The sequence below is a fragment of the Pseudomonas sp. Larv2_ips genome, assembly GCF_963879675.1.
Classification (GTDB): domain Bacteria; phylum Pseudomonadota; class Gammaproteobacteria; order Pseudomonadales; family Pseudomonadaceae; genus Aquipseudomonas.
In genome coordinates this window covers 1,808,244-1,833,462 of sequence record NZ_CAWOAW010000027.1, presented here as the reverse complement: position 1 = coordinate 1,833,462, position 25,219 = coordinate 1,808,244, and the positions used below count along the sequence as shown (strand labels likewise).

The window sequence follows — 25,219 nt, the reverse complement described above, 5'->3', positions numbered from 1 at the left end:
CTGGCTGGGGCTCAGGCTTTCACGTTCTGCCGGATGTTCCAGCCAAACTTCACCGGCCCACCGTCCTTGCCGCCATCGGCTTTCTGCGGTTGGTAACTGACGTCGACGGTGGCGAAATTCAAGGCGAAACTGTCGTGCAGCACATCGGCGCCGTTTTCAGCACTCGTGCTGTAGGACACCACCATGACCTCCTTCAGGGTGATCACCAGATACGCCACCGGGCTCGCGCCTCCCGCCTTGCGCACCACCAGTTTCGCCTCCGGATAATGCTTGCCGCTGGCGCAGGCCATCATCAGGTTAGGGCTGGATTTATCCAGCGGCTTTGTCAGGTTCAAGTTGGCAATAGTGACCTTGCCCGCACCGCCGCACGTACCGCTGTGCATCGAACCTGACTGCGACATTCCCCACGCCCAGTGGGTGATATCGATCTCGTCGCGATGGGCTTGATCCCTTGACTCACCCTTGATGTCGCCCAGCTTCAAAAACATATCGACGGCCATGTTTGCTCCCTGCCTTGGTGTGCGTTGGTAGTGACGTGGGGTGCACTTTTCCTTAGCCACCACGCTGCACGCAAGACGCCAAAGCGGGATAGAGACGCACCCCACTTGAATTGGCGAACCTTCCGACATTCATAGGTGCCTGCTGGTCTTTACGCTCTCGACTCCCACAAAAACCAGGCGTTCAGGATGACTGCGTCCCTGTTGAAAGACGGTTTCCCCTCGGCTCACCGCACCACGCGTCAGCGGATTGAAAGCAGTATTGATTTGCGTCGGCTGTTTTTTGCCATTGATACCGACCCGGGGCTGATTGGCGCGGGCGTGGTGTACATCGATGAGACGTTTAACGTGGTGACACTGCGTGAGTTTCAGGCGGTATGCAGCGTGGTGCCGAAGAAGTTGGTGTTGCGCGAGGCGCCTCGCTATGTCGGGCCTGCGGAGTTCAAGCGGATGTTGGAGCATGAACCTCGGGAGTCGAGGTTGGTGGCGCAGGCGCTGAATACGGCAGTCACTTGTACGGGTGCGTTGTTGAGCTGGATGGTAGTTTCGAGTGGAATTGCGTTAATACCGTTTTCAGCGGGAGCGAGTACGGCTATTACGTTTATTGGCCAGGCTGCCTTGGCAGCCAGTCTCGCCCAATGTTTTATCGGCGTTGGTAGAACCGGCGCTGAGTTGATTGCTCCGCAAATTCTTGATCGTTTCGACAACGAGGTCTGGTATGAGGCCGCTACCTCTGTGCTGGATGGCGTCGCTTTACTTGGAATTGGAACATCAGCCCTGACGACAGTCAAAGCCATTAATGTCAGTACCAGGGTAACGGGTAAACCCCTCAAACAAATACTCAAAGGGCTTACGCGACAAGAGCGGGTAAAAATCAACGATGAATTGCTCAGAATCAACGACCCGCGACTGACGACGAAACTACTCAAGTTGAAACAAGCTGCTGGCACCGCTTCTAAGCGCATCAGTGCGACACACATGCAACGTGCCACAGCCACTCACATAAGGGATGCATGCGCGGGAATACTGGGGATAACCAGCAGCGCAATGTCAGGGAACGTCAAGACCCTCGCTATTGGTATCTACGAGGAAGTCAGACCGTGAAAAAGCAGCGAGCTCAAAAAGCCCTGGAAAAAATGGGTTACAGCAATCAACCCGCTCTTGACTGGAAAAACATGAGCGCAGAAAACTTCCATTATTCAGTTTTCTACTTAGAAGACCCTCGTTTATTGCGCAAACGCTACACACCCGTCATTGCTGGATGGATGCTTGCCGGCGGGTTCTCAATTGCACTGACCGGTTTGCTGGTATTGGTCACCTATCTTTCCAGTGCACCGGACGATACAACGTTGCGAAATTGGTTTTTTTCCTGGCTGGCAATCACTGTAGTGTTTGGTATCGCCAAAGCTCGAGTGCTGTACGGTCACATTCATTGGATCTGGATTCATGTCGGCGTATACAGCATCTGTTTTATGGTCTCACTGGCCTCAATCATCTACGCCCCCAATATTTACCTCTACTCCACAGCCCTCCTCTGCCCCTTGATCGGCCTACTGATCCTCAACAGCCACCGCTGCCGCGAACTCCGTCACAAGATGGTAGAACTCCGCCATAAACGCGAAGCCATCATCGCGACCCTGAAAAAACAGGGTCGCTGGAAATGGTGGTAATCCCCTATCCGACTGCCTGCAACACCTCAGGCGCAGGCTCGGCGCGCGCCGCGGTGTGCCGATTTACCGGCACCGGCAAGCCCAAGTGCCCGCGCAAGGTGCTGTGGCTGTACTCACTGCGAAACAACCCGCGATCACGCAACAACGGCAGCACTTGATCGGTGAAGCGCGCGAAGTCGTCCGGCGCGCCCACGTGGATATTGAAACCGTCCACCGCCTCTTCGACAAACCAGCGTTCGATCTCGTCCGCCACGGTTTTGGGTGAACCGACAAAACTGGAGAACGGCTTGGCGAAGCGCAGCGCCGCCTGGCGCAAGGTCAGCCCTTGATCGCGGGCGACTTGCTTGATGTTCTCGGCATGCCCGCGATAGCCATTGCTGCCCAGGTCACCCAGGTCAGGAAACGGCTCATCCAGCGCGTACTGCGTGAAGTCGTGGTAGTTGAACGGCCGACCCAATTGCACCAGCGCCTTGTGCAAGTCCAGCTCGCCGTTGCGTTCACGGTCGATGGCCTGGGCCTGTTCGTCGGTGTCGGCAATGATCGGCGAGATGCCGGGCAGGATGGTCACGTGGTCGGGGTTGCGCCCGGCGGCGGCAGTGCGTTGTTTGATGTCGCGGTAGTAGGCCTGGGCGTCTTCAAAATTGCCCACGCCGGCGAAAATCCCTTCGGCGTAGTTCGCCGCCAGGCTGCGCCCGGACTCGGAGATCCCGGCCTGGAAGATCACCGGTTGGCCTTGGGCCGAACGGGCAATATTCAGCGGCCCGGTGACTGAGAAAAACTCACCGTGGTGGTCCAGGCGATGCTGACGTTGGGGGTCGAGGAACACCTTGCTGGTTTTGTCGCGCACGAAGGCGTCGTCCTCGTAGGAATCCCACAGCCCTTGCACCACTTCCAAGTGCTCAGCCGCACGGCGATAGCGCTCGGTGTGGTCGATATGCTGCTCACGGCCGAAGTTACCGGCAGCGCCTTCCAGGCCGGTGGTCACCACGTTCCAGCCGGCGCGGCCGCCACTGATCAAGTCCAGGGAGGCGAACTGCCGCGCCACGTTGAAAGGTTCGGTGTAGGACGTGGTCAGTGTGGCGACCAAGCCGATTTTCGAGGTGGCACCGGCCACTGCCGAGAGCAGGGTCAGCGGCTCCAGGCGGTTGAGAAAGTGCGGCGCCGAATCCGCGGTGATGTAGGGGCTGTCGACGATGAACACCAGGTCGAACTTCGCCGCTTCGGCCTGCTGCGCCTGGGCGCGATACCAGTCGATGTCGACACTGGCATCGCCGGGGATTTGCGGGTGCAGCCATTCGTTTTGCGCCGTGCCGACGCCCGTGAGAATGGCGCCGAACTTGAGTTGCCGGGGGGATGTGGACATTTTGATGCTCCTCCGTGGATAAACATGAATCACTGTGGCGAGCGCGCTTGTTGTGGCGAACAGGCTTGTTGTGGCGAGCGGGCTTGCCCCGCGTTGGGCTGCGAAGCGGCCCCAACACCTCTCGCCCCAGTTCTTTCTGGATGAACTCGGTGCCTGTAGTGGGCCGCTACGCAGCCCAACGCGTGGCCAGCGCGCTCGCCACGACACCCGCGCAGACCCCAAAAATCAGGCCGTACGGGCGGCAATGGCTTCAACTTCCACCAGCGCTCCCGGCAAGGGCAACGCCACCACTTGCAACGCAGTGCGCGCCGGCTTGTTCGGCTGTTCGGTCGTGCCGAAGAACTGCGTATAACCACGCTGCAACCCGGCAAAGTCGAGCTTGCCACCGGTTTCTTCAGCACCGACCAGAAAAACCCGCAACTGCACGATATCGCCCAGGTCCAGGTCTTGTTGTTGAAGGATTTTGCGCAGTTTGTTGAACACCGACACCGTCTGCACTTCGGTGCTGCCGTACGCGGCTGGCGTACCCGCAGGGGCCTGGACGTCGGCAAGATCCGGCAAGGTGCCGCTGACGAAAATCAGGCTGGCAGACGCCGGCACAGTCACGGTTTGCGAGATCGGAAAATCACCGACGCTGGTACGTTGGATGCTGTCGCTCATGAGAATGCTCCTTAAGACGCGGCCAATGCCGCACGCTGTGTTTGTTGCGTCACGCGGTCCGCCAGTTGCGCAACCACATGGCGCGCCGAGTTGGCCGCCGATTCCTGCCAGATACCCACACCGCTTTGCACCAGACCGTCCCCGGCGAAATACACGCGGCCATGGGCCTGTTCGAGCAAGGCGCTGGCGTCGGCGGGGAAGTGTTCGCGTTGCAGCCACGGGCCTTCGCTGTAGGGGATCTGTTCCCAGGACACGGCCAGCGGGTTGCGCAGGTGTTTTGAGTAACCCGGATGCAACAGCTCCACGGCCTCCCTGGAGGTGGCGTACTGCTGATCGAACGGCTGCGCACCAAACACGTCGGCGCCCTCCCCGGTCACGTAACCGGCCACCAGCAACCCTTCGCGGGTATTGAGGTCGTTGCTTGGGTACCAGAGCAGGCGCGCCGGGTGTTCGATCCAGGACAGGCCGCCGTAGGTGCGGTAGTCGGTTTCCCAGAAGCGCGGCGACTGCCACGCCACTTTGGTGGCCTGGTCGCTGCGGGTGCTGAGCAACGCGGCCTTGATCGGGTCGCTGAAATCAGTATCGAGTTTGGCCAGCAGCGGCAGCGGCAACGTCGAGACCAGATAGTCGGCGCGCACCACCTGTTCGCGGCCACTGTGCTGGTCGTGATAAGTCACTGCCACGCCGTGTTCCAGCTGGCGGATCTGCCTGACCTGCGCGCCCAATTGCACGTGTTCGCTGACGCGCTGGTAAAAGGCATCGGTGATGCGGTCCATGCCGCCCACCGGTTGGAACATGGTCGCCGAAAACTCAGGGAACTCCGTGTGCAATAACGCGCCCCACAGCTCGGGATGCAGCAGCCGATCCAGTGCCAGCGGGCTTCGCGTGGCGGGCAATGCGCCGGGGTGCGCAGGCGATTCCAGGTGACCGGCGCGCAGGCTGCCTTCATAGGCCAGTTCTTGCGACAGGTCGCCGTACACCTGCAAAAACGCCAGCAAGCGCGTGCGCTCTTCGCTGCTCAACACATCATCGAGCGCATCGCGCTGCACGGCCTTGGCCAGCAAGTCGGACAAGTGCCCGCGCGTATCGTTGATCGCCTGGCCGACGGTGAATGCCGGCTGTTGCAGGTCCGGGCGCACCTGGGCGCCATGGCTGCTGTTGACCAGCACTTCGAGCGGTACGCCCAGCTCGCTGCAGTAATCCAGAATCGTACGGTGCTGGCTGGGAATCCTGGCCGGGCCGGCGTTGAAATACAGGCCCTGATCGAATGCCACGGTTTGCGTGCGGCCGTCCTTGTAGTCCACGCGGTCGCCATGGCGCAGGGTCCAGGTGCGCCCGCCGACGCGATCGCGCGCCTCCAGCACTTGCACACTGAACCCGGCGCGGGTCAGTTCCAGCGCAGTGACCAGCCCGGCAATGCCGGCGCCCAGCACCAGCACGCGAGTGCCCTGCCCCAGGCCGGGCTTGAGTTTCAGCGGCTGTGGGCGTCGGTGCGACGACGGCCCCAGGCCCAGTGCTGCGAGTGCATCCTTGACGGCCGGCTCGCCGCCGACTGCGGCGATGCTCGACAGCGCTTCACGTCGTGTCAGTCCCATGATCGATGCTCCTAGTCCGGCAGGCCCGGTGGGTTGATCAGCGACGTGTCGACGCGCTCGATGTCCAGGCCCCAACGTTGCAGCACCTGTTCGTATTGGCCACCGACAATCGCGCCTTCAAGTGCCGTGTGAATCGGCTGGACCAGGCCGTTGTCCTTGCGCGTGGTCACGGCGATATCCGCTTTCAGCGGCCAGCCACCATTGACCGTGCCGACACGCTTGATGCCGCCGGTGATGGCCGCCGAATAGGCGTACACCGAGTTGGGCCCGAACAGCGCATCGCTGCGCCCCGATTGCACCGCCAGCTGCGCGGCGGCCTGGTCGTCGAAGTACTGCAGCAGCGCAGGCTTGATACCAGCCTTTTCATTCGCCTCGTTCCACGCCAGCAGGACCTTTTCCTGGTTGGTGCCGGAGCCGACGATGATCTTCAGCCCGGCAATATCGGAGGCTTGTTTGATCTCGGTGATCTTGCTGGTGCTCTTGACGTAAAACCCCAGCACATCCTGGCGATACGTGGCGAAGTCAAAACGCTTCTTGCGTGCTTCGGTCACGGTGACGTTGCTGATCACCGCGTCGTATTTGCCCGAGCTGACACCCAGCGGCCAATCTTCCCAACTGGTCTGCACCACGTTGAGTTGCAGGCCAAGACTGTCGGCGACCAGCTGCGCGGTGTCGGCCTCGCTGCCGATGGTGGTCTTGTCGTCATTGGCCAGCAGCGCCAGCGGTGGCCCGGCCACGCCGGACACGGCCACGGTGAACTTGCCCGGCTGGGCAAACTTGAAGCCCGGCGGAATCTGCGCGATAGCCGCTTCGTTGCGCGGCACATGAATGCGCACGCGGTCAGGGCTGAGGTCGACCTGTTGCACGGCGAAAGCGGTTTGCGCGGTGCTGACGGCTAGCGCCAGCAAGGCCACGCGAGCGGTATGGATGAACATGGCAGTCACTCCTTGAACTAAAGCACCTTGCCGAGAAAGGCCACGGTGCGGGGATGTCGGGGTTGGCGGAAAATCTGTTCGGGCGGGCCCTCTTCGATCAATTGGCCGTCGCACAGAAACACCACGTGGTCGGCCACCTCGCGGGCGAAACCGATCTCGTGGGTGACGATCACCAGGGTCACGCCCAGTTGGGTCAGGCCCTTGATCACATCGAGCACCTCGCCCACCAGTTCCGGGTCGAGGGCTGAAGTGGGTTCGTCAAACAGCAGCACCTTGGGGTCCAGCGCCAGGGCACGGGCGATGGCCACGCGCTGTTGCTGGCCGCCGGAGAGCTGGCGTGGGTAGGCATCGACCTTGTCTGCCAGGCCGACCTTGGCCAGCAGTTCGGACGCCTTGGCCTGCGCCTCGGCCCTGCTCCAGCGCTTGTGCGCCAGCGGCGCTTCGGCGATGTTTTCCCAGGCGGTGAGGTGCGGGAACAGGTTGAAGTTCTGGAACACGAAGCCCACGTCGATGCGGCGTTTGAGAATCTCGCGTTCTTTCAATTCGTAGAGCAGGTCACCCTTGCGGCGGTAACCGACGTATTCACCGTCGATGGTGATGTGCCCGCTGTCGATCTTCTCCAGGTGGTTGATGGTGCGCAGCAAGGTGGATTTGCCCGAGCCGGACGGCCCGAGAATCACCGTGACCTTGCCCGGGTCGATGGTCAGGTCGATGTCTTTGAGCACCTGCTGGTTGCCAAAGCGCTTGCCCACGCCCTGGATCTGGATGCGCCCCGCGCGTGCGTCACTCATGGGTTTTCTCCTTGAGCCAGCGACGGATGCGTTGCAGCGGCGTCGGCGGCAACACGCGTGCGGTGCCACGCGCGAAGTGGCGCTCGACGTAGTACTGGGCGCTGGTCAGCACGGTGGTGATGATCAGGTACCACACGGTGGCCACGATCAGCAGCGGGATCACCGCCTGGGTGCGGTTGTAGATGACCTGCACGGTGTAGAACAGCTCCGGCAAGGCCAGCACGTAGACGATGGAGGTGCCCTTGACGAGGCCGATGATTTCGTTGAAACCCGAGGGCAGAATCGAGCGCAAGGCCTGGGGCAGAATGATGCGGAAGATACGGCGCGAAGCCGGCAAGCCCAAGGCCGCCGCCGCTTCATGCTGGCCGGCATCTACGCCGATCAGGCCGCCGCGAATGATCTCTGCCGCGTAGGCCGCTTGCATCAGGCTCAGGCCCAACACCGCCACGGTGAATTGACTGAGCACATCCACCGTCGACCATTCGGCAAACACCACGCCGGTGAACGGCACGCCGAGCACGATGTGGTCATACAGGTAGGCAAAGTTGTAGAGGATGATCAGCACCAACAGCGCCGGCATTGAGCGGAAGAACCAGATATAGCCCCAGGCCAACGCCGCCAGCAGCGGCGAGCCCGACAGCCGCGCCAGGGCCAACGCAGTGCCGAGGATGATGCTGAACACGGTGCTGAGCAATGTCAGCAACAGCGTCTGGCCCAGGCCACGCAGCACCGACGGCGAGAAGAACCACTGGCCGAATACGCCCCACTCCCAACGCGGGTTGGTGGCCAGCGAATGCACGATGGCGAGCAGCACCAGCGCGGCGAAAATCGACCCGGCCCAGCGCCAGGGATGCCGGGCCGGCACCACGTGCAAGGCTTTGATCGGCGTTGCGACACGCGCCTGGCGAACCGGGTAGTCGGTGACCTCATCGATCAGGTCATAGGTTTTGGCGACAATGGGCATGGTCTATTCCTCGCGAGTTGCGGCCTTAGAAGGCGTAAGTCAGCCGGGTGTAGTAGTACCCGCCGGTAAAACCGTAGGGCGAATACGTGCCGTAGCTGGCGAGCATGGTGCTGCTCGGCACGCCTTGTTTTTTGGGGTATTGGTCGAACAGGTTCTTGGCGCCGACGGCGACGCTCAGGTCTTTGGTGAGGTTGTAACCAAGGTCGAGGTCGGTGATCCACTTGGCGCTGTAGACCCGGTCGAGGCTGCGGTCGGCGGAGACGTTGACCTCTTTGTACGAGCCGTAACGGGTCAGGGCCAGGTTGAGGTTGAAGCGGTCGATGCTCCAGTCACCGCCCAGGATCAGCTTGGTCTTGGGCTGCACGTCGGTGATCAGGCCGCGGGCCTGACGGTCCATCAGGTCATAGGAGGTGCCAAGGATGTCGGTGGACGCCTTGTAGTTGAGGATCTTGGTCTGGTTCCAGTTGAACGCCGCCGTCCACTTCAGCGAGCCGTACGGGCCGATGTCCTGGTTGTAGTTGCTGACCAGGTCCACGCCTTTGGTGCGGGTGTCGGCGCCGTTGATGAAGTACTGGCCGCCGGAGGTGGAGTTGATGCCGTTGTTCTGCAAGACCTGGGTGACTTCCGGGCCGAGCAAGGTGCCGGTCAGGGTGATGCGGTCACGCAGGTTGATCACGTAGGCGTCGGCGGTGAAGTTCAAGCGGTCGGTGGGCGTGAGGGTGAAACCGAGGCTGAAGTTGGTCGAGCGCTCGGGTTTCAAGCCCTCGGCGCCCAAGGCCTTGGCCGCCGCCGACCCCACGGGCAACACGCCGTAGTTGATCGATTGATACACGCCGTCGACCACGCCATAGGTCGTGGAGCGCGCGCTGAACAGGCTGTTGGCCAGGGACGGCGCGCGAAAACCATTGCTGACCGTAGCGCGCACGGCGAATTGCGGGGTGAAATCGTAGCGCGTGGTCAGCTTGCCGCTGCGGGTCGCGCCGACGCCTTCGTTGTAATGCTCATAGCGAAACGCGGTGCCCACGTACCAGTCCGGCAGGGGGTTGAACCCAACATCCACATAGCTGGCGAGGCTGTTGCGCGAGGCACTGCTTTCTTCAGCCGGTGAAATGCCGTTGGTGACCTGCGCCCCGGACGACGCGCAATTGCCCGGCGCCACGCAGTAGCCACCATTGGCATACGAGGCGTAGTCACCGGCCTGCACCTCATAGGTGTCGCGCCGATGCTCGAAGCCATAAGACAGGTCCAGCGGCTTTTGCAGGCCAATGTCGAAGCCGCGCTTGAAGTCGAGGTTGGTGGTCAGCTCGGTGGAAATCCAGGTACCGGAGGTGAAGCTGTTGGGCGTGTACTCGCCCAGCGACGGGTTCTGGTTGTGGGTGGTGCCCTGCTCCGCTTCGTTGCGCCCGTAGGTGGTGGACAAATCCCAGTCCCACGCGCCGACCGTGCCCTTGCCGCCGAACGCGGCCTGGAAATCATCCTCGTCGATGTACCAGGTCGGCGTGTAGCCGGCCGGGTAACCATTGGGCCCGGTGGTGATGGTGTTGGTGATGGTCGGCAAGCGGAAGTTCTGGCCTTGCTCGGCCTTGCGTCGCGAGTAAGTGGTGAAGGAATACAGGCTCAAACTGTCATCAATCGGCAGCTCGGCGTTGTAGCCCAGGGTCAGCAGGTTGGTCTTGGGCGTGCCGTAGCCGCCATAAGTGGACTTGCCCGCCAGGCCGTAGGCTTGCTCGTAGGTGTAGCCGTTGGCGCTGGCCTTGTTGTCGTCATTCTGGCTGCGTGCATCCAGGGCCAACTGCACGATGCCGCCGTCGCCGATTTCGAAACCCTTGTTGAGGCTTTGCTGCACGGTCTGTTTTTTGCCGTCGTAGCCCTGGCCGATGTTGGTCACAGCGGTGCCGCTGGTGTCGGCCTTGAGGATCACGTTGATCACCCCGGCGATGGCGTCCGAGCCGTATTGGGCGGCAGCGCCGTCACGCAGCACTTCAACGTGGTCGATGGCGCTGATCGGGATCAGGTCGAGGTCGGCCGGTGCGGCGCCGGTGTTGATGCCGTTGATGTTCAAGGTGGCGCTGGTGTGACGGCGTTTGCCGTTGACCAGCACCAGCACTTCGGCGGCACTCAGGCCGCGCAGGTTCGGGGCGCGGGCAATGCCGCTGGCGTCCCAACCGGTTTTTTCCGGCAGGGTCAGCGACGGGATCACCGCGCTCAGGGCTTCCATCAAACCGGGCTTGCCGGTGCTTTGCAGTTGCTTGGCGCTGACGACATCGATTGGCACCGGGCTGCTGGTGACGGTGCGCTGCTCGGCGCCACGGTTGCCGGTGACCACTACGGTGGACAGGGTGCTGTCGTCCTGGGCCTGGGCCGTGTGTGTCAGTAAGGCCAGCGCCAGTGCGGCGGTGGGGTGTAAAACGTGCTTCATGGCCACTCCAGACTTTCCAGATCGCGAAGTCGGGCGCTCGCGCGGTCGTGCGCGGTGCTCGGATTTTTCGAAGGTGTTTCGGCGATTGGAAACTAGGTGTGGGGCGAGCGAGGGGTTTGAATGGGCAACATACGTTGAACTCCGTTCCAACGATTCTGCCGCAGGGTCTTTACCCGGTTATGGCGCGCAGAATCTGAATCACGCTGGGTACCATCCGAGGTGAGGGGTAGGCTGTTGCGATCAAACATAACGGAATGGATTTCAAAAATATAATGCTATTTGGGCATAAGCTAATATTCTCTAATTTCATTATTTATTAATAATTTTATTCGTATTGGTAATGTCTTCTTGAGATCAGGCGCGGGTTGCCAGCGCGGTTTAACGGAGCGCCAAAGATCAAAATCTACAGCACGGCAACCTGACAGCCGACCTGACCCTGGAGGCTGCACTCGATCAAATGTGGGAGCAGGCTGGCCTGCGATGCAGACAACCCGGTGTATCAGCCATACCCGGTTGATGCCATCGCAGGCAAGCCAGCTCCCACACTTGGAGCTCTGTGCATCAGACAAAGATGGGTTGCTATGCTTTTGCTTCTACCACTCAGGTCGGCTACCAGGCCGCCGTGCTCTGCTTTTGATCTTGATCTTGATCTGCTTTGGACTTTGATCTCAGGCGCCCCGTTAAACCACGCTGGCCGAACGCAGGTTTTGGAGCGTGGGTAAACCGGCAGGACGCCGGTTTAGCCGTGTTGGGCCATGGATGGCCCATCGCGGCGGCCCACGCTCCAAAGCCTGCGTGAGGGCACACCGAGCCCAGGCGAGGTGCCGAGTGGTGGGGCGAGGACCTTTTGGTTACTTTTGGGTCCCTCCAAAAGTGACCCGCTGTAAGAGCGGAACCAATAGCAGCCGTTACCACAGCAACGGATATGCACCCAATCGACCTAAAAAAGCGCAAGCCCAAAGACCGCCATCGCAGGCGACCCTGCTCCCACATTCTCTACCGCCTCCCTCACTTCATCTCGCCGGCCGCAGCAACTGCATCTGCTGGCGATAATCATCCGTCACCTGCCGCGCCTGGCTGCTGCTGGTAATCACCCGAGGCGTAATCAACACAATCAACTCCGTGCGATCCTTGGACTTGCTGATGTTACCAAACAACCACCGCAACCCAGGAATCTTGCCCAAATACGGCACAGCACTGACACTCTGCGCGTTGTCCTGCTTGATCAACCCGCCCAGCAACACCGTCTGCCCACTTTGCACCGCCACCTGCGTCGACACCGACCGCGTCGATATCCGCGGATTCACCGGCGTATCACTGGTACCACTCTGAGTCTGGGCATCACTGACCTGCTGCTGAATATCCATGTACACCAACCCGCCCGGATTAATGCGCGGCACCACATCCAGAATCACCCCGGTCTGCACGTATTCGACGCTGCTCAAAGTGGAATCGGCGTTGCCGGTATTCACCGTGGTCTGACTGATAGGAATGTTATCCCCCACCTGAATCTGCGCCGGCTGGTTATTCATCACCACCAACGACGGCGCCGACAGCACCTGAGTGCGCCCATTGGTCTCCAATGCATGCAACGCCACCTGCAAATTGGCGCTGACAAACGAGTAAAACAACGAATCCGACGCCCCCAGCCCTGCGCCGCCGCCCCCTAGCGCCCCCTGGCTACCCGTGGCATTCGCCACCGTCTTACTTCCCGAGTTCCCCGCCAGGCGTCCCAGATACCACTGCACCCCAAGGTCCAGCTCCCCGGTCAACTTGACCTCAAGAATGCGCGTCTCGATCTGCACCTGAAGCGGCGGATTATCAAGGCGTTTGATCGCCGCTTCGATCTCCTTCCACTGCGCCGGACGCGTGCGCACCAACAGTTGGTTACTGCTCTTCTGCGCCGTAATCCGAGTACCGGCTTCAAGACTTTTATCCGGCGCAGGCGCAGCAACGTCCGGTGCTTGCTCAGGCTCGTCGGCGGGCGGCGGCGCATCTTGCAACCCGCCGGCATTGCTGTTGAGCGACGACAACGTAGCCGTGCGCAAGCCCGGCGCAACCTTCGCCGGCGCGTCGTCCTTGATCGCGTCATTGCCATAGATCTGGCGCAGGTACTTGGCCAGGTCCGAAGCCTTCATATTGCGCACATCGTAGACATACATCTGCGGCTCGTTACCGCCGCCCTCATCGATGGTGCGGATCCAGTCACCCACCTCGCTGAGGTACTGCGGCTGTGAAGAAATCGCCACCACCGAATTGGTGCGCTCAATCGGCAAAAACCGCAGCATGCCCGCCAACGGCATGCCACTGTCCGGGCCGAACATGGCTTGCAGCTCGGGCATCAACTCGGCGACTGACGCGCGTTGCAGGCCGAACACGCCCACCGACATGCCCTTGAGCCAGTCCACATCAAAGGTGTCGATGGTCTCCTGATAGTTGGCCAGCTCCTCCGGGGTGCCGGCCAGGCTGAGGATATTGCGCGCCGGGTCCACCAGCAAAAACGCGTTCTCGCGCGCAAACGGCTTGAGCAGCCTCTGCATCTCGGTGGCCGAGATATACCGCAGTGGGAACAACCGCGCAGAGAGGCCGCTGGACGGCGCCGCCACGTGCATTTGCGGCACCAGCTTGCCGGCCACGGCCTGGTCGGCGGGCAGGATCACATAGCGCTGGCCCTGACGGATCATCGCGTTGTCGGTCCAGGACAGCAGGGTTTCCAGAATCGACAACGCCTGCTGCTTGTCCACCGGTTTGGAGGTGGAGAAGCTGACATTGCCCTTCACGCCCTGGGCGATGCTGTAGTTTTCGTGCAGCAGGTCGCCCATCACGCTGTTGATCACTGCCTCGATGGGCTGGTCGGCGAAATTGAACACGATGTCGCCGCCCTGCTCCTTCGCGCTCGGCGTTGCGCTGGGCGGGCGCACGAATTGCTGGTTGCCACGGATCACCTGGCGCTGTGGCGCTGACCGGGTTGCAAGCGGCGGGCTTTGCGGTGCAGGCGCCTCAGTCGGCGGTCGTTGCGAACCGGTGCCCTGCATGGCTTCGTGCAGCAGCTCGTCGTCCGGGTCGGGGCGGTCGGGGAAGGCGCCACAGCCGCCCAGTGCGAGGGCGGTGGCCAGGCAAAATGTTGAAGTGCGCATGTCGATCAAGGGAGGGGCTCGCGGGGAAGAGTAATCGGGGGCCGGGGGGACGGCGGCGGCAGGCGCTTGGCATAGAGGTTCAAGGTTTGCGTACGGCCATCCAGGGCAAAACGGGCGTATTGCGGCGTCAGGTGTTCCAGGCGCCAGCCGTTGGGCAGCGTCTGGCCCAGGCGCACGGTCAGCGGACGGCCGTCGGCCTGCTTGAGCATCGCCAGTTGCAGGTTGCCGGTGATCATGACGCCGCTGAGGGTCAGGTTGGCCAGGCTCGAGACCCGGGCTTTGCCCACCACGCTGTCGGGGCTGCGATCAGGGCTGAACAGCGGCGTTTGCCAGGTGGCGGCAAGGCTGTCGAGTGTGACGCTTGGCGCCACGCGCGCACTGACCACAGGGTGCGCGCGCGCGACGGGTTCGGGCAGCCACTGCGGTTGATCGCCGATGCTGCTGAGGATGACCGCCATCAGCACGCCGAGTACCCCGGCCAAGCCGAGCAAGCCCCACTCCAGGGGGCGCAGGGCGCCGATCATCGCGCCACCTGCGGTTGCAGATAGCCGCGCACCAACAGCTGCACCAGCAGTTTCCCCGCCCCACCGGTGGCGGGCGCCTGCTGGCCACGGCGGATGCGCAGCTCATCCACAAACAAAAACGGCGGCTGGTACTCCAGCTCATGCAGCACGGCTTCCAAAGGCTCGATGGCGCAGTTCAGGGTCAGGCTGACTTTGACCTGGCGATACGGCTCGCCCTCGTCCTGCTCCGGGGTGATGGGCTTGCGTTGGGTCAGGCTGCAGCCGCCGCCGAGCGTGGCGTGGCTGTTGATCAGGTCGGCAAGGCGCTGCATCAGGTCGGCGGCCACCACGTCGGGGTCATCGCCCGGCAACAGGCTGGTGCTGCTCGCCGGGTCCTGGCGGGCCTGTTGAAGTTGCTGGCGCAGCGCATCGCCCTGGCGCACCACGCCGGCGTAGCGTTGCTGCTGCTCGCGCAACTGCTCGGCCTGTTCGCCCATGTCACGCAAGGGGCCGGCGAACCAACTGTCGATCAACAGCCAGTAGGCCGCGCCGACGACCACGGCCAGCAATAACAAGGCCGCGCCGCGACGTTCACGGGGTGTGAGGGGTCGGCGCATCGGCGGCCTCCTGGCGTAGGTGGGCACGCAAGGCAAACTGGTCCTTGCCGGTGCGCGCATCGGGTTGAATCACCCCTTCGAACTGGGCGTTTTCCAGGCTGTGGCAACCCTTGATGCGGGTGATCAGCGCGCTGGCCTTGGCGCTTTGCCCGGAGATGGAAATCTCGCCGTCCTTGACGTCCAACTGGTCGAGCCAGGTGTCGGCGGGCAGGCAGGTGGTGAGGTCATTGAGCAACGCGGCCAAGGGCGGCTGCGCCAGTTTGCGCTGGGTCAGGTATTGCGCCGCGCCACGGGTATTGAGCAGTTGCTGGCGCAGGGCGTGCACCTCGGCAACCTGGGCTTTTTGCTGCTGCTCGCTGGCGTGCATGGCTTCGAGCACGCGCTGGCGGTCGTTGAGCCACAGCCACATCGCCGCAATCAGCAAGGCGCCACACAGCCACGGCAGGCTGCGTTGCAAGCCTTTGCCGGAGTGGCGTTGGCGCGGTCGCAGCGGCGCCGGGAGCAAGTCGATGCCCAGGTGGTTCACGTCCACCCGATGAGGGTGCACGCCGAGGGCGGCGCAGTCGGTGAGGATCTGGTCCAGCTGTTCGCGCAGGATCGCCACCAGTGTGACTTGCAGGTGCGTGGCGGTGCGTTGATCCTGGCGCGCGACAAAGTACAGCTGGTCAGCCTCGAAGGGCGTGTAGCGATCCAGCTCGTACCCGACCACGGCGGTCAGGTTGCGCGCGGCGGCCAGCGGCAGTTGCACGGTTTGCAGCAGCACCGCATCGGGCGCGAGCATCAGCACCTGGCGCGCGCTACCGAGTGCGACCGGTTCGCTCAGTGGCCAGTGGCAGACCTGCTCAGGCGGCTCGCTCAGGGCCAGCCATTTCGGTACACAGGCGCGCAACTCCGCGAGCCACAGGCGCCAGCCCTGTTGCAGCAGGCTGCCACGCCAGTGCCGGGCGATGGGTTCCAGTCGATTCATTCTTGCCAACGCAGCACCCGGTAGGGTTGCGCGCTGTCCTCCGAGGGGCTCAATAAAACGGTGAGTTGCAGGCGTGCCTGATAGCCGCCGGGACGCTGTGCGTGGCTGTCGACCACCAGCACCACACCTGGGTCGGCGCCTTCGGCGTTCTGGCGCGGCAAGTTCAGCGCCTTGCGCATCAGCGGGCTGGCGAAGGCCGGGTCGGGTCGATCCAGGTCACTCCACAGGGTGATTTGCGGCAGCAATTGGCTGTACAGGGTTTGTGTCATGCCGGGCAGCTGGCGCACTTCTTCCAGCACCCGAAACGGCGGCAGGCCGTGCTTGCGGCGCGCCTCAAAAGCTTTGATCAATTGGTCGGCCTGGGCCTGGGTGGCGCCGCAGGCCAGGGCCAGGCGCATCAAGTCATCGGCCTCGGCGTTGATCAGGTAAAGCTTGCCGCGCTCGCTGCGCAGGCTGACGTGCAACTGGGCATCGTCGAAGGTCAGCGCGATGTCACGGCCGTCGGCAATCCAGCGTCGATCGGCCATGACCAGGGCGATGCCGGCTTCGGCAGCCAGCACGGTCTGGGTGTGCTGGCGCAACCACAGGGCCTGGCGGCTTTGCAGCTGTACCCAACCGGCCAGGCCGCCGAGCAGCACGCTGAGCAAGGCCAGCGCCCAGAGCACCAGCAACAGCGCGGCGCCGCGTTGGCGCCTCATTCCTCCAGCGCTCCGCTTGCGAGGTTCAGACGCAGGGCAATCACCTGGGTAACCCACGGCAGCGGGCCGTCGACGCGCGCGGCAATGCGCACCGCAGCGGGCAAACGCTTGGGCCACGGCCATTGGCTGACCCATCCGGTGGCTTGGCCCAAAGGCGATACGCCGCGGTAACTGAACTGCACGTCCTGGAGGTTCTTGAGCAGCACTTGCGGCTCACTGCGGGCGACGTTGGTGTGCGATTCGAGCTGAGAAAACGACACCTGCAACGCCTGTTTTTGTGCTTGCAGCGTGAACCGCTGAATGCCGCCGCCGAGCACACCCGGCAGCGTCGCCACAAACTGCAATCGCTGGGGCATGCCGACAAAAAAACCATCGGTCTGGCTGTCATCTTCGGTCACGTCCAGCGGCAGCGCTTCACTGATCGCCGTGCGTAAAAACTGCTGGGCGGCGCGCATCTCATCCAGGCTGGTGGTGTAGCGCTGGGCCTTGGACACGGCACGATTGGCGCCCAGCAACGCGCCACCCACCAGCACCAGCAACACCGCGAGCAGGCTCAGCACCACGAGGATTTCCAGCAAGGTGAAGCCCTGCTCGCGGCGCTTCACAGGCGCGCCTTCAAGGTACTGAAACGAGCCTGATGCGGCCCTTCGCTCACGGTCAGGTCGAGGCGAAACACGTGGGGCTGTTGTCGGGTCTGGGTCAGTTGCCAGTGGATGCCCTGCAGGTGACCTTCACTGACCCCCTCAGTCAGCGGCCCCGCCGCCTCCTGGTCGAGCACCGTCAACGCCGCATGGGTGAGGCGGTCGCTGTGGGCGACTTGCGACAACGAGCGCGCGCTTTGGCCAAAGGCGACCAGCAACACTGTGCCGCACACCGCCATCAAGGTCAGCGCGGCGAGCATTTCAATCAAGGTGAAGCCCGTCTGGTATTTCATGGCAGCGCCCTGGACTGCACGCTGCCGGTCAGCCAGCCCACGTCGATGCGCCAGCGCCGGCTGCCATTGGCCAACAACAGGTGGCCGCCGGTTGAGCTGCCGTCGGGGTAAAACTCGACAGCCGAGCCCGCCTGTTCGGCAGTGTGCAGGCTCACGTGCAACTCAGCCGGCCAGCGTTGCAGCGCGCGGCCCGGTGCCTGGAAGGTCATTTTTTGCAGATCGAACTCAGTGCGCGCCACCGCGCCGCTGACAACCGCCCCGGCCCGCGTGGTGCGCAGTGCATCAACCATCTGCCCGACCACACGGCGCTCTTGCGCCGCCTGCAAACCCTGGCGCACGCCCAACCCCAACAACCCGGCGGCGAGGCCGATCAACAGGATGACCACCAGCATTTCCAGCAGGGTAAAGCCGCGCTGGGCCATGGCGAGGTTATTCCCAGTTGCCCAGGTCGGCGCTGTAGCCATCGCCGCCCGGCTGGCCGTCCTGACCGTAGAAAACCAGGTCGAAGGCGCCGTGCTCGCCCGGGTAGCGATAGCCGAAGGCATGGCCGAACGGGTCTTTGAGGTCGGATGGCTTGGCGTAGGGGCCGGCCCAGCTGGCTGCGTTGGCGGGCTTGTCCACCAGCTGTTGCAGGCTGTTGGGCGGTGCGCCGACGTCGAGGGCATAGCTGTCGATTTTCATGCTCAGGCCGGCCAGTTGCGCCTTGCCTGCGCCGTACTTGCCCTTGTCCACGTTGCCGCCGACCTGGCGCACCACAATGGTTGCGACAATGCCCAGCAACACGATCACCGCGAGCATTTCGAGCAGGGTGAAACCGCTTTGGCGGCGTGTCGATCTGAGTTGAAGGTGTCGCATGGGAGTGGCTCCTTGAAGGTTCATATATTGCTGGTCAGGCTCATCAGCGGCAGCATGATCGCCAGCATGATCACCGCCACCAGCACGGCCATGACCACGGTCAGCGACGGCACCAGCGCGGCGAGCAGGCGGTCGATGCCGCGTTTGGCTTCGACGTCGAACACCTCGGCGACCTTGAGCAGCATGCTGTCCAGTTCACCGGCCTGTTCGCCGACTTCAATCATTTGCAGGGCCAGGTCTGGCAGCAGCGGTTGCGCGCCGAAGGCGCTGGCGAGGGTGCCGCCGCCTTTTACCGATTCCGCCGCCTCCGCCACTTGGGCTTGCAGCGCCCGGTTGGTGCAGACTTGGCGGGCAATGACGAGTGCCTGCAGCAAGGCCACGCCGTTGCTGAGCAGGGTGCCGAGGGTGCGCGTCAGTCGGGCTGCTTCGACGCGTTGCAGCAGCGGGCCGATCACACGAATGCCGAGCAGGCGGCGGTCATAGCGCTGCCTGCGCAGCGGATCACGCAGGCGTGCCGCCACGATCCAGATGGCCGCAACCAGCGCGCCCAGAACCCACAAGCCATAAGCGCCGAGGAACTGGCCAAGCGCAAGAATGACCTCGGTGATCAGCGGAATCGGCACGCCCAGGTCCTGGAAAATCGGCACGAATTGCGGCACCACGTACGCCAGCAACAGCGCCAGCGAACCCACTACACCGACCACCAGGAACGCCGGGTAGATCAGCGCATTGATGACGTCGCCGCGCAGCAATTGGCTGCGTTCCAGATAGTCGCCCAACTGGTGCAAGGTGCTTTCCAGCGCGCCACCGGCCTCACCGGCGCGCACCATGCTCAAGTACAGCGCCGAGAACGTGTCGCCCTCCTCCTCCAGTGCGGCGGATAACGGCTTGCCCGCCTTGACGTGGTCGCGGATACGCTCGATCAGCGCCCGCACCTGGGGTTGGCCGGGTTGCCTGAGCAGCAGGCCCAGCGAACGCTCAAGCGGCTGGCCGGCGCCGAGCAACGTGGCCAGTTGCTGGGTAAAGCTCACCAGGGCTGCGCCCTTCAACGGCCCGCGCGCAGTGCGCAGCAGCGGGCTGCCGGCCACTTCGATGTGCAACAGCAGTAAACCGCGTTTGTGCAGGACGGCGATGGCCGCCGCCTGGTCCTGGGCTTGCAGCGTGCCGTTGTGGGCCACGCCCTGGCTGTCCAGCGCGCGAAACCTGAACAGGCTCACGCGCCCTCTCCACGGGTGACGCGCAGCACTTCTTCCAGCGAGGTGACGCCCGCCAGCGCCTGGCGCAGGCCTTCTTCATGCAAGGTGCGCAGACCGGCGCGGCGCGCAGCCTGCTCCAGCGTGGCGGCGTCGGCGTGGCGCATCAACAGGCTGCGCAGTTCGTCGTTCATCACCAGCAATTCGGTGATTGCACTGCGACCGCGATAGCTGCCCTTGTAGAGCAAGATCGGGCGCTGGTCGGTCAAGCGATCCAGGCCATGTTCTTCGATCAGTTCCGGCGTGGCTTCAAATGCCAGGCGGGTCGCCGGGTCCAGGCGCCTTACCAGGCGCTGGGCGAGAATGCCGCTGACCGTCGAGGCGATCAGGTAGCTTTCCACGCCCATGTCCAGCAAGCGCGTGATGCTCGCGGCGGCGCTGTTGGTGTGCAGGGTGGAGAGCACAAGGTGACCGGTGAGCGAGGACTGGATGGCGATGCGACAGGTCTCCAGGTCGCGGATTTCGCCGACCATGATCACGTCCGGGTCCTGGCGCACGATGGAGCGCAGCGCGCCGGCGAAGTCCAGGCCAATGGCGGGTTTGACCTGGATCTGATTGATGCCTTCGAGCTGGTATTCCACCGGGTCTTCGACGGTGATGATCTTGCGTTCAGCGGTGTTGAGCCGCGACAACGCGGTGTAGAGCGTGGTGGTTTTGCCCGAGCCGGTGGGCCCGGTGACCAGCAGGATGCCGTGAGGACGTTCGAGCAGGTCGAGAAACGCCGCCAGGCGCTGGCCGTCAAAGCCCAGGCTTTGGAAGTCGAACTGCACGGTTTGCCGGTCGAGCAGGCGCATCACCACCGATTCGCCGAAGCTGGTGGGCACCGTGGACACGCGCAGGTCCAGCGCCTTGCCCTGGACGCGCAGCATGATCCGCCCGTCCTGGGGCAGGCGCCGTTCGGCGATGTCCAGGCGCGCCATGATCTTGACCCGTGAGATCACCGCCGCCGATGAACTGGCGGGTGGCGCTTCGGCATCGTGCAGTACACCGTCGATGCGGTAACGCACCTTGAGCTGGTTTTCGAAGGGTTCGATGTGGATATCCGACGCGCGCTGTTCCACCGCACGCTGCAGGATCAGGTTGACCAGGCGAATCACCGGCGCTTCGGAGGCCATGTCCTTGAGGTGTTCGATATCTTCCAGCGCCCCGCCCTGCTCATCGAGGTTTTCGATCAGGGTGCCCATGGCGGAGCGGCCCTGGCCGTAGTAACGCTCGATCAGCGTGTCGACTTCAGTGCGCGGGCCGATGGCCAGCCACACCGGCACCTGGCAGGCGTAGGCCAGGGCTTGAAAGGGATAGAGGTGCGCCGGGTTGGCCGCCAATACGCGCAGGCCACCTTGCGCCCAGCCCATGGGCACCACTTGGTAGTGGCGCATAAAGCGTTCAGTGAGGGCGGGCAACGGGTCGAGCAGCGGCGGCGCGGCATCGGCCAGCAACAGCGGCGCGCCAAGCAGGTCCGCCCAGGCGCGGGCCAGTTCGATTTCGGAAACCAGCCCCAGACGCGCGAGCAGCCCGAGCAGGTCGCCGGCGTCCGTAGACAGACGCCGGGCGCGCTCCAGGTCGACCGTTTTCAGCCCGGCGTGCCGCATCAGCCACGCGCACACGTGGTCGGTGTGCGGGATCTGCAGAGTGCAGGCATCGGTGGGCATTGACGACATAGTGTGGGGTGTCTAGTTGCGAGAAAGTATGGCTATTTGGAACTACTGGCCAATACCGGAGAAGTGCCATTAGTTCGCCACGCCGCAGTCGGGGTTAACCGGGTTAATCGACTGAAAGTTGTAAATCTAGTTCCTGATGGCTGGAAACAAACTGAAAAGAATACGCATTAGCTGTCCCGGATTTCCGGTACAGCCCTTGATTTAGAGCCTTTAAGTGAATCAACAGAATTGGGCTAGTTGCAATTAGCCACTTCGCTAGTTATTCAAGTGCTCTCACGTTCAATCAAGCGACACTCCAGAAGATTCAATCGCACAACTTCATCCTCCACCGGTAGAACACCCAAACTTTCAAGTACCCGCGTGGCGGCTAATATTCCGATTTCCAAAGCCGGCGGTTTTATCGTGCTCAGACTCGGCAAAAGCATTTCGGCAAAGGGGTAATCACCAAAACCGAGCACGGCGCAGTCTTGCGGGATGTTTAACCCGGCACGCTGGCCCGCCAGCAAACCACCGGCGGCGAGGTTGTCGTTGGCGAAGAAAATCGCATCCGGCGGCGTGGCGTGGCTCATCAGCACCTGCATTGCCTGCTTGCCGGCTTCGAAAGGCGCCAGGTCCGCCTCCGGGGCATACACCCAAGGCTGCATACCCAGTTCGGTGACAGTGGCGGCATAACCGTCGCGCCGCTCCAGCGCGCTGAAGTCGCCGGGCGCACTGTTCTGCACGAAGGCGATACGCCGATACCCTTTGACATGCAGGTAGCGCGCAGCGCGGACGCCCACCTCGTAATGGGAGAAGCCAATCTGCAAGGGGTCGCGCGCGGGCACGTAATCCCAGGTTTCCACCACCGGAATGTCTGCCTCAGCGATCATCTTTTCAGTGCCCGCGCTGTGGAAACGACTGGTCAGCACCAACGCCGCCGGCGACCACCCGAGAAACGCGCGCACCGCGCTTTCTTCCTGGTCGGCGCTGAAGTAACTGGACGCCAATAGCAGCTGATAACCATGGCGGCTCAGCGTGTCACTGAAGCCCTGAATGGTGTTGGCGAAGATCGGCCCGGAGATGTTGGGAATCACCATGGCCACGATGCGGCCGCGCGCCGAGGCCAACCCGCCGGCCACCAGATTGGGCACATAACCCAACTCGGCCACCACCGCTGCGATGCGCTCCCGGCGCTCTGGCGAGACCTGCTCTGGCTGATTGAAATAGCGCGACACGGTGATCGCCGACACCCCGGCCTGGCGCGCCACGGTATTAAGAGTGACGCGCCCGGCGCCACGGCGTTTGCGCGGTTTTTCTTCGCTCAAGAGGCAATCCTGTTAAACACAAAAAGGCATATAGGACTAATTTTTTAGTATTTGACGCTCTAAACCAGACCTACCAATAATGCCGATGTTAGCGCTAACAAAGCGCTTTGTCTGCTACTCGCTCGAGCGAATGCCCAAGACACGACACAGGCGCTGACGGTCGCAGAACCGCAGCGGTTCAGGGCATTTTTCGAGCGGGCACAGCATGCACAACTTTCCACGTCACACTCATTTATTGTTTCTCGCAGGGCTGACCGCCCTCCCCGCGCCGGGCGTATTTGCTGCCGATACGCAGGAGCCCACGCTCAAATCCGTCACGGTCACCGCGACGCGGCGTGAAGAGTCGCTGCAAAAAGTCCCGGTGGCGGTTTCGGTGCTCGATGGCGAACAACTGGAGCGCGACAACCGCAACGGCGTGGCGAGCATCGTGCATCAAGTGCCGTCACTGAACTTTCGCACCGGCGCGTCGAACAAGGACACCTCGTTGTTCGTGCGCGGCGTGGGCACCATTTCCACCTCCCCAGGCGTTGAACCGACCGTGGCCACCGTGATCGACGGTGTGGTCTATGCGCGTCCGGGCCAGGCCACCCTCGACCTGCTGGACCTTGAGCGCATCGAAGTGCTGCGCGGCCCGCAAGGCACCCTGTTCGGCAAGAACGCCTCGGCCGGTGTACTGAACATCACCAGCAAGGCCCCCACCGCCGAGACCCACGGCTATATCGACCAGTCGTATTACAGCGGCAATGAAAGCCGCACGCGTTTCGGTATTGGCGGCAGCCTGGTGCCGGACGTGCTCAAGGGCTCGATCAGCACGCTGTTCGGCAGTTACGACGGTAATGTGGATAACAAAAATAACGGCCAGGAGGTCAACGGCTACAACCACAAAGGTATTCGCGGCAAGCTGGAATTCACCCCCAGTGATGAGGTGAAACTGACCTTGATCGCCGACTATATGCAGGCCCACGATGACGGCCCGAACGGCGTGGTGAGCAAGTCGCTGACACCCGCGTTTGCCAATGCGTTGAGCCCGGTGCGTGCGTCCAGCGACAACCGCAATATCAACACCGACACGCGCAGCCATGTCGAAGACACCAATAAAGGGTTATCGGCGCAGCTGGACTGGAACCTGGGCGACTACACCCTGACCTCGATCACCGCCTGGCGCGGCTGGGACAACACCCAATACCAGGATGGCGACCGCCTAAGCACCGTAACCGCCGCCTTCCCCGGCACCGCCGACAAGGGCGAGTTGGCCTTCGACCAGTACTCCCAGGAACTGCGCCTGGCCTCGCCCAAGGGTGAATTCCTGGAGTACGTCGGTGGCCTGTTCTACATGCATGGCAAGGACGAAGAGACCTACCAGCGCACGCTGACCACCCCGACGCGCACCGACCGCGGGATTGCCGACTACAGCACCACCAGCGACAGCTACGCGGCATTCGGTGAAACCACGCTGAATTTCACCTCACGCTTTCGCGGCATCGCCGGCCTGCGGTATACCCACGACGACCTGAAATACGATCACCGCCGCGTTTCCACCTCCGCCACCACGGTGAGTGGCATTCAACCTTCCACCCGCAGTGCCGGTTCGGTAGACGAGGACGGCTGGTCCGGGCGGCTGGGCGTGCAATACGACATCAGCGACAGCATCACCAGCTACCTGACCTACTCACGTGGCTACAAAGGCCCGGCGTACAACGTGTTTTTCAATATGCAGCCGCGCGACACCGATGCGCTCAAGCCGGAAACCTCCAACACCTGGGAAGCCGGGATCAAGGCCACCAGCTGGAACAATCGCCTGACCACCAACCTTGCGGTCTTCCACAGCGACTACGACAACTACCAGGCCAACTTTTTCGACACGGTCGCAGGCCAAGTCGTGACGCGCCTGATCAACGCCGGCAGCGTCAGCACTGAAGGTGTCGAACTCGATTACGCCTTGCAGGCCACCCATCAACTCAAGCTGTCCGGGGCCCTGGCTTACACCCGTGCGCGTATTGACGAATTCGCCTGCCCCGCCGGTGCGGCGGCAACGTGCAACGTGAATGGCAAACCGCTGCCGTTCAGCCCGGACTGGAAAAGCTACGTGCGCGCCGACTACAGCATCCCGCTGGAGAACGGCCTGGACGTCGAGCTGGGCACCGACTACAGCTGGCAGAGCGAAGTGCAGTACGACATCAGCCAGAACGTCGACACCAAACAAGGCGCCTATGGCATCTGGAACGCCAGCGTGGCCCTGGCCGATTACAGCAATGGCTGGCGCGTGGCGCTGCTGGCGAAGAACCTCGCCGACAAGTCTTATTCACCGCTGCTGGCCAGCGGCGGCAACTACATCTACCGCGCCGTGCCCCGTGACGATGAACGTTACTTCGGCGTGCAACTGCGTAAGGATTTTTAAG

23 protein-coding genes are annotated in these 25,219 nt (G+C 62.6%); 3 read left to right on the top strand and 20 right to left on the bottom strand.

Annotated elements, in window-relative coordinates; translation table 11 throughout:
- Nucleotides 1-11: 11 nt before the first annotated feature.
- Nucleotides 12-500 carry an Hcp family type VI secretion system effector gene (locus tag AACV02_RS25265; protein ID WP_119742722.1) on the bottom strand — a complete coding sequence of 163 codons (489 nt, stop codon included), beginning with the start codon at nucleotides 498-500 and terminating at the stop codon, nucleotides 12-14.
- 186 nt (nucleotides 501-686) lie between these two features.
- Between AACV02_RS25265 and AACV02_RS25260 the strand changes: the two genes are divergently transcribed.
- Together AACV02_RS25260 and AACV02_RS25255 are read left to right on the top strand one after the other, a co-directional pair.
- Nucleotides 687-1,601: an NAD synthetase gene (locus AACV02_RS25260; RefSeq protein ID WP_119742720.1), complete on the top strand. Its 915-nt coding sequence runs from the start codon at nucleotides 687-689 to the stop codon at nucleotides 1,599-1,601.
- A complete protein-coding gene (locus AACV02_RS25255) occupies nucleotides 1,598-2,167 on the top strand; it encodes a hypothetical protein (protein ID WP_256660611.1) in 570 nt (189 codons plus the stop codon). Before AACV02_RS25260 ends, AACV02_RS25255 begins: the two co-directional genes overlap by 4 nt.
- A 4-nt stretch (nucleotides 2,168-2,171) precedes the next feature.
- Here AACV02_RS25255 and AACV02_RS25250 read toward each other — a convergent pair whose 3' ends face one another.
- The 19 genes from AACV02_RS25250 to AACV02_RS25160 all read right to left on the bottom strand — a co-directional run bounded on the left by AACV02_RS25250 (nucleotide 2,172) and on the right by AACV02_RS25160 (nucleotide 22,820).
- Nucleotides 2,172-3,530 carry an LLM class flavin-dependent oxidoreductase gene (locus tag AACV02_RS25250; protein ID WP_119742718.1) on the bottom strand — a complete coding sequence of 453 codons (1,359 nt, stop codon included), beginning with the start codon at nucleotides 3,528-3,530 and terminating at the stop codon, nucleotides 2,172-2,174.
- A gap of 225 nt (nucleotides 3,531-3,755) precedes the next feature.
- Entirely contained in the window at nucleotides 3,756-4,190 is a 435-nt protein-coding gene (locus AACV02_RS25245; RefSeq protein ID WP_119742716.1) for a RidA family protein, read from the bottom strand.
- Between the two features lie 11 nt (nucleotides 4,191-4,201).
- Complete coding sequence (locus AACV02_RS25240; RefSeq protein WP_119742714.1) at nucleotides 4,202-5,785, bottom strand: flavin monoamine oxidase family protein; 1,584 nt, start codon at nucleotides 5,783-5,785, stop codon at nucleotides 4,202-4,204.
- Between the two features lie 11 nt (nucleotides 5,786-5,796).
- Nucleotides 5,797-6,720 carry an ABC transporter substrate-binding protein gene (locus AACV02_RS25235; RefSeq protein WP_119742712.1) on the bottom strand — a complete coding sequence of 308 codons (924 nt, stop codon included), beginning with the start codon at nucleotides 6,718-6,720 and terminating at the stop codon, nucleotides 5,797-5,799.
- Between the two features lie 17 nt (nucleotides 6,721-6,737).
- The gene (locus tag AACV02_RS25230) at nucleotides 6,738-7,511 is read right to left on the bottom strand and encodes an amino acid ABC transporter ATP-binding protein (RefSeq protein ID WP_106578951.1); all 774 of its coding nucleotides are present in this window, start codon (nucleotides 7,509-7,511) and stop codon (nucleotides 6,738-6,740) included.
- Entirely contained in the window at nucleotides 7,504-8,475 is a 972-nt protein-coding gene (locus AACV02_RS25225; RefSeq protein ID WP_106578952.1) for an amino acid ABC transporter permease, read from the bottom strand. The genes AACV02_RS25230 and AACV02_RS25225 overlap by 8 nt, the downstream gene beginning before the upstream one ends.
- Nucleotides 8,476-8,500: 25 nt before the next feature.
- A complete protein-coding gene (locus AACV02_RS25220; RefSeq protein ID WP_119742710.1) occupies nucleotides 8,501-10,894 on the bottom strand; it encodes a TonB-dependent receptor plug domain-containing protein in 2,394 nt (797 codons plus the stop codon).
- 1,013 nt (nucleotides 10,895-11,907) lie between these two features.
- Nucleotides 11,908-14,031 carry a type II secretion system secretin GspD gene (gspD, locus tag AACV02_RS25215; protein ID WP_119742706.1) on the bottom strand — a complete coding sequence of 708 codons (2,124 nt, stop codon included), beginning with the start codon at nucleotides 14,029-14,031 and terminating at the stop codon, nucleotides 11,908-11,910.
- A 5-nt stretch (nucleotides 14,032-14,036) separates the two neighbouring features.
- On the bottom strand, nucleotides 14,037-14,555 hold the full coding sequence (locus tag AACV02_RS25210) for a general secretion pathway protein GspN (protein ID WP_119742704.1): 519 nt from the start codon (nucleotides 14,553-14,555) through the stop codon (nucleotides 14,037-14,039).
- Complete coding sequence (gene gspM, locus AACV02_RS25205) at nucleotides 14,552-15,151, bottom strand: type II secretion system protein GspM (RefSeq protein ID WP_106580558.1); 600 nt, start codon at nucleotides 15,149-15,151, stop codon at nucleotides 14,552-14,554. The genes AACV02_RS25210 and gspM overlap by 4 nt, the downstream gene beginning before the upstream one ends.
- Nucleotides 15,126-16,118, bottom strand: a complete 993-nt coding sequence (locus AACV02_RS25200; protein WP_119742702.1) for a type II secretion system protein GspL — start codon at nucleotides 16,116-16,118, stop codon at nucleotides 15,126-15,128. Before AACV02_RS25200 ends, gspM begins: the two co-directional genes overlap by 26 nt.
- Nucleotides 16,115-16,816, bottom strand: a complete 702-nt coding sequence (locus tag AACV02_RS25195) for a general secretion pathway protein GspK (RefSeq protein ID WP_106580556.1) — start codon at nucleotides 16,814-16,816, stop codon at nucleotides 16,115-16,117. The genes AACV02_RS25200 and AACV02_RS25195 overlap by 4 nt, the downstream gene beginning before the upstream one ends.
- The gene (locus AACV02_RS25190; protein ID WP_119742700.1) at nucleotides 16,813-17,421 is read right to left on the bottom strand and encodes a prepilin-type N-terminal cleavage/methylation domain-containing protein; all 609 of its coding nucleotides are present in this window, start codon (nucleotides 17,419-17,421) and stop codon (nucleotides 16,813-16,815) included. The genes AACV02_RS25195 and AACV02_RS25190 overlap by 4 nt, the downstream gene beginning before the upstream one ends.
- Entirely contained in the window at nucleotides 17,418-17,750 is a 333-nt protein-coding gene (locus tag AACV02_RS25185) for a type II secretion system protein (RefSeq protein WP_119742698.1), read from the bottom strand. The genes AACV02_RS25190 and AACV02_RS25185 overlap by 4 nt, the downstream gene beginning before the upstream one ends.
- Entirely contained in the window at nucleotides 17,747-18,172 is a 426-nt protein-coding gene (locus AACV02_RS25180; RefSeq protein WP_106580553.1) for a prepilin-type N-terminal cleavage/methylation domain-containing protein, read from the bottom strand. Before AACV02_RS25180 ends, AACV02_RS25185 begins: the two co-directional genes overlap by 4 nt.
- Nucleotides 18,173-18,179: 7 nt before the next feature.
- Nucleotides 18,180-18,605 (bottom strand): type II secretion system major pseudopilin GspG, encoded by a 426-nt coding sequence (gspG, locus tag AACV02_RS25175; RefSeq protein ID WP_119742696.1) that lies wholly within the window; start codon nucleotides 18,603-18,605, stop codon nucleotides 18,180-18,182.
- Between the two features lie 20 nt (nucleotides 18,606-18,625).
- A complete protein-coding gene (gene gspF / locus AACV02_RS25170; protein WP_119742694.1) occupies nucleotides 18,626-19,822 on the bottom strand; it encodes a type II secretion system inner membrane protein GspF in 1,197 nt (398 codons plus the stop codon).
- Nucleotides 19,819-21,516, bottom strand: a complete 1,698-nt coding sequence (gene gspE / locus AACV02_RS25165; protein ID WP_119742692.1) for a type II secretion system ATPase GspE — start codon at nucleotides 21,514-21,516, stop codon at nucleotides 19,819-19,821. The genes gspF and gspE overlap by 4 nt, the downstream gene beginning before the upstream one ends.
- 263 nt (nucleotides 21,517-21,779) lie before the next feature.
- Nucleotides 21,780-22,820: a LacI family DNA-binding transcriptional regulator gene (locus tag AACV02_RS25160; protein ID WP_119742690.1), complete on the bottom strand. Its 1,041-nt coding sequence runs from the start codon at nucleotides 22,818-22,820 to the stop codon at nucleotides 21,780-21,782.
- A gap of 205 nt (nucleotides 22,821-23,025) precedes the next feature.
- Between AACV02_RS25160 and AACV02_RS25155 the strand changes: the two genes are divergently transcribed.
- Entirely contained in the window at nucleotides 23,026-25,218 is a 2,193-nt protein-coding gene (locus AACV02_RS25155) for a TonB-dependent receptor (protein WP_119742688.1), read from the top strand.
- Nucleotide 25,219: the final 1 nt, after the last annotated feature.